The 9,019-nt window shown below is 68.8% G+C and carries 3 protein-coding genes; 1 reads left to right on the forward strand and 2 read right to left on the reverse strand.

All coding sequences use genetic code 11. The annotated features are described in order from the left end of the window. Positions 1–37: 37 nt before the first annotated feature. Complete coding sequence (locus ACRWND_RS29595) at positions 38–676, forward strand: hypothetical protein (RefSeq protein ID WP_431954851.1); 639 nt, start codon at positions 38–40, stop codon at positions 674–676. A gap of 185 nt (positions 677–861) precedes the next feature. On the opposite strand, the gene ACRWND_RS29600 is transcribed toward ACRWND_RS29595, so the two are convergent. Together ACRWND_RS29600 and ACRWND_RS29605 are read right to left on the reverse strand one after the other, a co-directional pair. After that, positions 862–1,785, reverse strand: a complete 924-nt coding sequence (locus ACRWND_RS29600; protein ID WP_431954853.1) for a helix-turn-helix domain-containing protein — start codon at positions 1,783–1,785, stop codon at positions 862–864. A 425-nt stretch (positions 1,786–2,210) separates the two neighbouring features. After that, positions 2,211–8,747 (reverse strand): hypothetical protein, encoded by a 6,537-nt coding sequence (locus ACRWND_RS29605; protein WP_431954854.1) that lies wholly within the window; start codon positions 8,745–8,747, stop codon positions 2,211–2,213. Positions 8,748–9,019 lie beyond the last annotated feature (272 nt).

A 9,019-nucleotide genomic window follows, 5' to 3' on the forward strand; every position in this document is an offset into this window, starting at 1 on the left:
AGCGGAATCGTCGGGATGAGCGACGTGCAGTCGGATCATGACATCGAGCTCGAACAGCGACGCGAGCTGGTCGCCGCGGCAGCCTGTCCGGTGCCCGACCTGGAGCGCCGGGCGGCCGACGCGGAGCGGATGCGCCGGCGCCTATGCGGACCGGCACCCGGACGAGCAGTTCCTGCGGACACCGCTGTCCTCCCTGAGCGCGCTGCCGCTGGTCGGCCCCGGTGATCGGCATGACCCGCGCCGCCTTGGACGCCACCTTGGCGGCTTCCGGGCGCAAGCGTATGCACTGACCTTCTACGAGCGCTTCGCGGACTCCCCCGGCGCGCAGATGGCTCTGGCCGATGCCGCTTCCCTCCTGGACACGGCTGTGCTGCGCGCCCACCGCGCGGCCAGCGACATGGACCGCTCCCTCCGGGAGGGGCGGGTTCTGACCGAGCCGCAGGGGACACGGGTGCGCATGGACGCCGAAGTCACCGCCACCCGCTGCCGGGAGGCGGTGGAGCTGCTGCTGTCCGTCATCGGAGCCGGTGCCTTCGCCTCCGCGCACCCGCTGCAGAGGATCTGGCGCGACCTGGGAACCGCGTCCCGGCACGCCGCCCGCAACCCGAACCTGGCCGCGAGATCTACGGTCGCGCCCTCCGTGGGCGCGCAAGGACACCCCGCACCATTGGTCTGACCCGGCCTGGTCCCTGTCTCCGCCAAGGACAACCGCCCCGCCCTTCGACAGTGCTCCCGTGAGGCCAGGTCCTCCTCACCCCGACCGCACCACCTGTGCCCCATCGGTGTGCTCCGGATCCCCGCACCGGGGCCTGGAGTTCCGGCAGCTCCAGAGCGTGCCGCTGGGGTGGGGCCCGGCAAGGATCAGTAGACGAGCGAGCTCGGTGACTCACCGAACTGACGCTTGAAGGCCCGGCTGAAGTGACTCGCGTCGGCGAACTGCCACCGGGCTGCCATGGCGGACAGGGTGTACTTTCCGCCGAAAGCGACGAGTTCCTGACGGGCCCGCTCCAGACGGCGCCGCCGCACATAGGCCATCAGCGATTCATCGGAACCGGCGAACGCCCGGTGCAGGGTGCGCACGGAGACAGAAAGCGTCCTCGCTACTTCCGCGGGCGACAGGTCCGGGTCCATGAGTCGGGAATCCGCGACGTTGCGGGCCGCTACACGAAGCGAGGGACGGAAGGCCGAGTCGGCGGAAACCCCGTGGGCCATGAGCGTGCCGACCAGCAGCTGTACCAAGGACTCCTGAACAGCGAGGGCACCTCCCGGGCTCAGTTCGCCCCAGATGTCGCGGAGCAGTTGCAGCTGGCCCAACAGCAGTCGCGCCTCCGGGGCGTGCTGCGAAACAAGCGCCAGCGTCGGCAACTCGCCGAATCCCGCCGCAGCGAGTATCTCGTAGGGCAGCACCAGTGCCTGCCCCCGGGTGCCGGGCAGAGACGAGAACTCCCACGGCAGCTCCGCGTTCCGTATGCTCAGCGTGCCCGGCGGGACATGAACGGTGCGACCCGAGGCGGTGAGGCTCGTCCCGCCACTGCGCATGATGTTGACCAACAGGCGCCGCTGCTCGACCCCCTTCATGCCCGTTCCGCCGGACATTCCTTCCACGGCGTCCCCGTACTGTTCGCTGATCGAGACGTCCCCGACCGCCGAGGTATTGAACCAGCACCGGTAGTGGCCTGCCACGTACTGCTTAGGAATGCGCAAAGTGTGCACATGCCAGAAGCCGCTCTTATGCAGGTCGCGCCACCGCTGCCTCAGCAACTCGTCCCGTTGCGCGTGCGCCAACGGAACCTGGATATGTACGTGAGATGAACCGGGGGATGGCGAGCCGACGCCGGAGAGGTCTGACGTAGTCACCATCCAGAGTTTACATGGCCACCTGGCCGGCATTTCTCCGGACGAAACCGCGTAATCTTCCGACTCCGGAAGGTGAATGCGGTCGCCAAGGGAATGCGGCCGGTGATCTCGAACTTTTCGGGGCATTCGGTGACGCCGGCCACCGTGACGTACGGTGCGCCGATCGCGATGCCGCCCGGACGGGCACGGCGCGCCGGCCGTCATCCGGCCCGGCCCTCCGGAACGGATTCCGGCCGGCCGGGCCACGTACCTATGACTCGTCGGTCAGCCCCGCCGAGGACGCGGGTGCCGACGAGCCGCCGGACGGCGGACAGGGCGGAACCACCCCGTCCGCGTCCCGACGGACGCCCCCGTCACTGCGGGCAGATCTCCACGGGTGTTGTCGCCTCGCTTCCGATGAAGGCCTTGACACGGTGGTCGATCGCGTTGGCGAGGCGCTGGCTGATCGTGAGCCAGACGCCCAGATCAGCGCTGATGGGCACAACCAGCAGGACGTCCGTGTTGACCATGCCCCGATTCGGCACCGCCGCGATCGCCGTTCTGACCGCCTCGGCGGCCTGCTTCACGGCGAGGCCGAGGGCGGTCTCCCTGGCCGCCTCGTCCTCCATGGCCTGAATGCTCGCGACCCGCGCGGCGTCCAGGCCCGTGATCTCCTCGGCTATGAACCGCATCGGGTGGCGGATCACCTCCAACGGCAGTCTCATCCTCGGCTTGGCCACCGGTACGGCCACCCTCTCCTCGACAAAGGGCACAACCGGGTTCGACGGAAGCTGCCTGTGTCGGCCGGCGTCGTCAGCGTCCCGTACCGCCTCGCGCTCACCGCTGCGCGAGGCGTCCGGCTGCACCGCGAGATGCTCGTGCTGCGGGTGGCCACCAGGCTGCTCCTGGGAGCCGCCCGGCTTCGCGGAGTCGGAGTTCTCGGGGACGAGCACCTCCTCGGCCGGTGGCACGTCATGACGGGAGGCCGGCTCGGGCTCCTCCAGAGGCTCTTCCTGCTTACCGCCCGGCACGGTGTCGAGCTTGCCCGGGGGTTCGGTGAGCTCGCCGGGCTTCTCTGCGGGTGCGAGGAAGGGAGCCAGCGCGGTCGGGGTGGGGGTGGCGGGCAGCGAGGCGAACAGGCCACCCGGCACGTCCACGCTCAGCGCGTAGGCGGGGTCCTTGACGGGCCGGGCGATCATGCGCACGTCGATTCGGTAGTACCGGTACTTTCTGGTCGCCTCCCGGTTCGCCTCGAACGTCTCGGAAGCGCCGCCCTCGATCCGCGAGCTGTCCGAGTCGCTCGAGTCCATCAGGGCGCGTGCCAGCTCCACGCTGTCCCACCCGCCCCCGCCGCCGTCCAGGCCGCCACCTCGGATGACACCGCGGCTCCGCTCGACACCGTGCTCGGCGTCGTGGTTGTCCTGCCGGTAGTTGCGCCCCTTCATTTTCGGGGTGGGCTCGAACTCCACCGCCTGAACGATCTCCAGGCCCACCCTGACCTTCGTCCCGCCGACGTCGACGATGTACCGGTGCTGGAGCAGGTCCTTGATGTTCGCGCGCACCATGTCCTGACTGGTCTGCACATGGTGGGCCAGTCCCGACAGGCTGGTGAAGTCGGGACGGGCCAGGCCGGTGCGGGACTGCGCGAGGTCCGCGTCGGCACCGGACTGCCGGGCCGCCGTCCTCACCCACCGCTGCAGAGCGCCCGCCGCGGGAACGTCCCAGGGATGGATCTGGTCCACCAGCGCCGTGTCCGGCTCGGCGGGCAGCGCGGTGTCCGCGAGGCGGAGCCAGCGGGGGTTCTCGCCGTACGTCCGCGCGAACGGCGTGGGCATCGGACCCACTGCCGGCGCCGGCACCGTGAGGTGCTGCGGGATCAGGAACCGTGCATGCCCGGTGATCTCGCGCCCCTCTCCCGAGCCGTCGTCGAACCACGTCCACGGCGTGGGCTCCTGAGGCCGGGTGTCCACCTTTCGCGCGGTCGCCATGGCGTTCGCGACGGTGTTGTAGAGGACGTAACCGTAGCGGGTGAAGGGTTCCAGGATCTGCGGCATCTTCATGGTCATGCCGAGCTGGATACGGAAGCGGACCTGGTGTTCGAACTCCGCGGAGGTGTCCTTGGGGTTGGCGCGGTAGATCTGAGTGCTCTTGTCGACAGACACGTCCGAGCTTCCGGCGTGCCTGACGTACCCCCTGGTGTAGTCGAGTCCACCGTGAGCCTGGTGATCGGTGGCCGCCTGGTGCGCTCCCGCACGCGCTGACACGGTGAACCCGGTCGAGGCCGAGACGCCCCGCTTCGACGCCTCCTTGTCCTCGGTGACCCCCGCGCTGCGGAGGGTGAGTGTGATCTCGTCTCGGTCGCGGTGCGCGTGTGCGGGATGCACGCTCTCCACCAACACATTGATCCACACGTAGCGGGTGGCGCCCATGCGTTCCGTGATCGGGAACCAGCCGCCGAACCCCGAGCCGACCAGAGCCTGATGACCGCTCTTCAGCGCCTCCGACCGGAAGACGGCCTCCACCGTCTCGCGGAGCCGCGCGTGCTCGATGCTCTCCTTCCGCTCCTCGCTCGGGAGGATATTCCGCCCGCGGAGCCGCTGGATGATCTGCGGGACGACACCGTCGGCCTTCAGCACCTCCGGCCAGACGGACGTCGTCCACAGCCGGTCGCCGAGGTAGGTCCGCTGCGGCCGGAGGGGAGAAGTGTTCTCCACGGGCGGCTGGACATCCTGGACGCTGCTGTCCGTAGCGAGGGCCGTCGCCTTCCCGGGCAGCCCCAGATCCTCGACACGACGGTCCGGGACGAGAAGGTCCATCGTCCCGTTGACTCTGATGAAGCGAGTCGCAGTCTCCTGCCGACTGCCTCGGCGACGGGTGACGCTGACACGGAACACCGGATCCGACCGGTAGCCGGCGACCTGCTTCTCTTCGTACGTGCCGCGGGAGATCTCGATCGCGCCTCCGCTGTGTTCGCGGGTGGAACCCTTGTCCACGCCCATGTCCATGTGAGCGAGCGCCACGATACGGCCACCGGGCATGCTGGAGTGGGAGGAACCATGGGAGGCCGAGTCGTGGCCGTCCACCAGCACGATGCCGCCCTCGTCGGAACCCAGGCGGAACATGGCGGAGGTGGCCGCCTGGAAGCCCACCGACGTGGATCCGAGCGTCGCGGTCCCGTGGTGGGAGTAGTGCTTGAGGTAGTGCTCGATCTCCGTCTTGGCCCCACTCAACGGCAGGGCGCGCGGCGCGTACGCCCGCATCTGGAGGTTGAGGGTCGTCTCCCAGCCGTCGTGATCGGGCAGACGCAGGCCACGACCCCGTCCGTCGGTGAGCAGGCCGAAGTACTGCTCAAGTCTCGCGGGCCGTGTCGCGTCGACGATCTCCTGCGGCCACCGCGTCCAGTCGTTTGTCCAGTTCAGACCGTGCAGGTCGAAGTAGACACGGGCGACCAGATGCGTCAGCGCGGGCATGGCGGTGAAGGCCGGGTACAGGCCCGTCGAGCCGCTGCTGAAGTCGATCTGCGGTTCTTCCCGCGCCGGCCATGTGCGCAGGAACGCGGGCTTGCCCACGAGAGCGAGGTCGCCCTGGGTGACGGGCTGGGCGGGGATGAAGGCACGCGGTGTGACGATCTCGGCGACCAGGTCGCCGGGCCTGTCCAGCCATACCCGTTCGTTCACCCGGCCGTCAGCACTGCGCACGGTGAGTTCGTAGACGATGTCCCGGATGGACACCAGCGGCGGGTGTTCATCGCCGAGGTTCTCCCTCCGTCGGTATGCGGTCACCGAACCGCCCAGGATCTGCTCCCTGCCGCCCGAGAACTTGGCCTGCAACCGTACGGCGCCCAACTGGAGCCGGAACCATTGCGCGGGACTGATCCGAGCGGCGGCCCCGGCACCCACGGCGACTGCCCAGCGGTCGTCGGAACTGCTGTTCAGCCCGCTGGTCATGGCGGCGCGGGCATTGACCGTCAGGTCCTCCGCCGTGAAGGAGTCACGACGGGTGAGGAGCGTGCCCTTGACGGCCAGCTTGTACGTCTGCTTGCCGACACGGATGTCGAGGGTCTTGCCGGCGAGCACGCTGTCGAGATCGCCCTCGAGCACCGGCCGTGCGAACTCGACTCCCAACTGCCGCTCGACCGTCGCCCAGTCCACGTTCGCCCGCTTGCCGGCCAGGCTTCTCAGCGTGGCCCGGAAGTAGTCCTCGACCAGATGCGAGCCCGGCAGGCCGATGGCAGCACCGAAGCCGAGACCACCGAGGACGAGGTGCAGCGGCTCGCCCGGGACCGGCTTCGGCTGCCAGGTCTGCAGCCGCTCCGGTCGAACCACGCTGACGGTCGGCTTCACACCGGATACCTGGAGAAGTGCCCTGACATTCGGCTGGGCGGCCACCTGGACGGCGAGGTCGTGCCCGCTCCCCTGCCGCACGACCGGGGACGCGATCTGGCCCAGCACCCGACGTTCGAACTCCGCGGCGGCCTTGCCGTCGCGCCAGGGTACGCCCAGCTCCGCGGGGACCTCGACGGTCGTCGGTTTGAGCGAAGGATGGGTACCGGACGTCCAGGTGAGGGAGAACGCCAGCGTGACCTTGTAGCGCGCCATCGCCCCCCTCGCCACCAGCACGGTGTGGTTGAGGCCGCTGTCGGTCAGGGTGGAGTTCCAGCGCCGACTGCTGCCGAGGGTAAGGCCGACGAACGGCGCCACGCCCTTCACGAGGCCGTTGTGCAGCAAGGGGTCGACAACACCGGTCACATTGGCGGCGAACGTGATCGCTGCCGAGCTCTCACCGCCCCGGCCATATCCCTGAGCCGCGCCGGCGCCGAGGTCGGCGCGTGTCTTGGCACCCGCCCGGACATCGACGAGTTGCACGGCACCGAGGGTGACATGGGCCCGGAGATACCCGCGGAATCCGTTCAGTTCCGCCCGCGCGAAGGTCCCGACCTCGATGGGATTGGTGACGTCTCCACCACCCAGCAGCCACGCATGGCGGTTGCGGACGGCCCTTTCGTTGAGTATCTGCTCCTGAACCTGGCGCGAGATGGCGATCACCGAGGAAGCGTCGAGCCCGGCACCGCGGAGATCCCGGTGCAGTGCGGCCACGGCCGGTGTCACATCGACCGCGTTGAGCACCTCCCCCGACATCCTGGGCTTGGCGAAGACCAGATCCCCGCTCGCCGAAGTCGTCCCCGTCCGGTTGGCGTCCTGGATCGGCTCGGCCTGGGGGGCCAGGTCCCGTTTCCCCTGATCGGTGAAGATCGACGGGAACTCGACCTCAAGTCCCACAGGTGTGGGCCTGTCGCCCACTGCCGCTTCCACACCGTCCACGAAGACACGGAGCTTCACATGGGACATGAAACTGGCTCTGTCCGTGACATAGAGCTTCCGACCGCTGATGACATTCCGGCGCGAGGCGGAACTACGTTCCACCCCGGCTTCGACGGCGATACGCGGAGCTCCGATCACGAAAGCGGAGGCGGCGGCCGACGAAAGCATCAAGGCGGAGAACAGCGCCGTCTCAGCAGCTCGTGACGCCATGTGGGAGTTCTTCTCAGCAGCGCTCGTCGAACTCCACTGGACGCCGTACATGTTCTCGGCATTCGCCACGCTCGGCTTCGCCGGCTTCACGTCGACGAGGACCGGGCGCAGCCAGAGCACCCGGCCACCCGCCTCCACCGTCCTGCCCTCGACGAGCAGGTCGTACCAGTCCAGGGGATCGTCGACCGCGATCAGTTCCAGAAGCGCGGCGCGGGCGGCGTCGCTCACGGTGGACGGCAGGGCCGCGACGACCTCCTCGGCCCACGCCTCGTTGGCGGCCGTGATCGCACTGACCGTGACGTCCTTCACGGCGAACTCGCCGAGCATGCCCGCGTTGTCGTGACCGACGTACCACGGAGGTACCACCTCGGGCTTCGGAGGCTGCTGCACATCGGTTGCCTCGGTGGGCTTGAGACCCTCCGGAATCACGTCGGCCGGAGGCTCCTCTGCCGACACCGCCTCGGCCGGGGCGAAGGTTTCCTCGATGAGAGACGTCGCCTCAGCGACGTCAAGCGGCGCATCCGACCGGCCGGCCTCGCGAACGCCCGGCGGCGTCAAGGACACTTCCGTAACCATCTCGCCCGACGAACTGTCGGACGTCACACGGGCGCCCGGAACCAGGTGGTCGTGGACGATGACAGCCCCGGACCCCGCGTCAGCCTCACGGTGGACGGCAGTCTCCTCGATGAGGGACGGCTCCTCCTCGGCGTCGTCGAGCCGTGCGTCCGACCGGCCGGCCTCACTGGAGGCCGACGACGTCGAGGACACGTCAGAAACCCTCCCCTGAGTGCCTGTCAAGCTGCCGGCCTCATGGATGACCGGGCCCAGATCGTTGGGGATGATGACGTTGCCGTTCTCGGGGTCGAGCTCCAAGGGGACGAAGGCCCCGCCTATGAGGGACGGCTCCTCCTCGGCATCGTCGAGCCGTGCGTCCGACCGGCCGGCCTCACTGTTTGCCGACGACATGGACTCGTCCGGAACCGCCTCCTGCACGTGCGGCACACGGGGGTCCAGACCCAGGTCGTCGTACCTGGCGACGCGCCGGGTCCTGGTGTCGTGATCCACCTGACGCTGGTCGGATCGTTCGGCGGGACCGGAACTCCCCGCCTCAAGCGCTCGCAGGAGCTCCGAGTTGGGAAGCAGTGACTGAAAACGCTCGCCCCCCCAGCCCATGGCCAGGACGTCCTGGGTCGGAGCAAGGAGCCGGCCGTCGGGATCAAGGTCGATCGAGGCCACGAAGAGAGAGACATCAGGTCGTTGCAGGCGCGTACCAGTGTGGGCGTCCACCCAGAGCACGCTGCCGTGGTGGTTGACGGCGTACATCGAGTGCTGGAGTCCGGTAACGAGCGAGCTGGCCCCGTGAACCTGCTCAGCCAGCATCCGCTCGAGTGCACTCACCGTCCACCCGCGGAACGCCGCACGCATGACCTGCTCCGTGGTGGGGGGAAGTGAGGTCGAAGCCCCAGCGGACGCGCCCTCGTACCCGAGCGTCGAATGCACTGCGGACGTCGTGCCAGCGGAGGCCGACGAGGTCCCCGTGTCCTGAAGCGCGTGCCGCCCCGACGACTCACCGAGACCGCTCGCCTCATCCTGACGCCCCGCTCCCAACAGCCGCCCCCGAGGACGCCGCAGAAGACGCGCGACGACCGCAG

Source organism: Actinacidiphila sp. bgisy167 (genome assembly GCF_965342175.1).
Lineage (GTDB): Bacteria > Actinomycetota > Actinomycetes > Streptomycetales > Streptomycetaceae > Actinacidiphila.

Bases quoted from the DNA above. Each gene is read 5' to 3' on its own strand.
- ACRWND_RS29595 (WP_431954851.1), top strand. From the start codon at position 38: ATGACATCGAGCTCGAACAGCGACGCGAGCTGGTCGCCGCGGCAGCCT.
- ACRWND_RS29605 (WP_431954854.1), bottom strand. From the start codon at position 8,747: ATGCTGGCTGAGCAGGTTCACGGGGCCAGCTCGCTCGTTACCGGACTC.